This window comes from Flavobacterium bomense (assembly GCF_003970355.1).
This window is the reverse complement of sequence record NZ_RYDJ01000195.1, coordinates 1-1,166: the sequence shown is the minus strand read 5'-3', so window position 1 is coordinate 1,166 and position 1,166 is coordinate 1. Positions and strand designations below refer to the sequence as shown.

Below are 1,166 nucleotides of genomic sequence, written 5' to 3'. Positions count from 1 at the left end.
CTGGCGTATTTCGAAGCATATTGAATTTTGATAGCATTGTCTTTTCGCATAAATCCATCGGCTACTTTCAATGCTTGATCTCTAATTTCGATTTTTGCAGGATTTAATTCGTTGGCAATTTGTGCAATGGCAACTGCCGGCAAATATTCATTTGTTTTTCCGGGATAACCAAAAACCATCGTAAAATCATCTTCTTTTACACCATCCAACGAAATGGGTAAAAAATGTTTTGGTGTATACGGAACGTTATCTTTTGAATAATTTGCTGGACGATTATTTTTGTCAGCATAGATTCTGAATAACGAAAAATCTCCAGTATGTCTGGGCCAAACCCAATTATCAGTATCGTTTCCAAATTTTCCAATGGAGGATGGCGGTGCTCCAACCAATCGGACATCTTTGAAAGTTTCGGTTACAAAAAGCATATATTGATTGCCTTCAAAAAAGGTTCTAATTTTATTTTCTTGCCAATTTTCTTTGGGTAATGAATTGCTCAAAACAGTGATATTGTCTTGAATTTTTTTTTGTTTTTCCGCTTCCGAAGTTAAATTTTGGGTGCCTTCCAAAACTTTTGTGGTAACATCTTCAATTCTTACTATGAAAGTTACGACTAAATTTTCATTAGGGAATTCATCTTCCATTTTATAAGCCCAAAATCCATTAGCCAAATAATCGTGATCTACTGTTGAATGATTTTGAATGGCATCAAAACCACAATGATGATTGGTTAAAATCAGTCCTTTTGGAGAAATCACTTCCGAAGTGCAACCTCCGTTAAAATGGGGAACGGCATCTTTTAAACTCGATTGATTCACATCATAAATATCTTTTATGGACATTTTTATCCCTAAATTTTTCATTTCTTTTTCATTCATTACTTTTAAAAGAGAAGGAATCCACATTCCGCCTTGTTGGGCTTGCATTTGAAGGACGAAGAATAATAAGAGGACTTTTAAAATTTTCATAGGATGGGATTTAGGTTGTAATTGTGGGGATTTTATATTTAATCTTTCGGAATTTGTTTTAAAATAATAGTTGTTGCTCCTTTGTTCATTTGCACGAAAGTGTTACAAATATGTCCTTTTTCGTGTCGGATGTCGTCGTTTCTAATCAAATTTGAAAAAGCATCATAAAGCTCGTTTTTATTGGCAATAGATAAACAGCCT

General features: G+C 33.8%; 1 protein-coding gene. It reads right to left on the bottom strand.

What is annotated here, in order from left to right:
• Positions 1 to 965: S46 family peptidase (locus EKL98_RS16695; protein WP_148104462.1), on the bottom strand; the 965-nt coding region annotated here is incomplete at its 3' end.
• Positions 966 to 1,166: the final 201 nt, after the last annotated feature.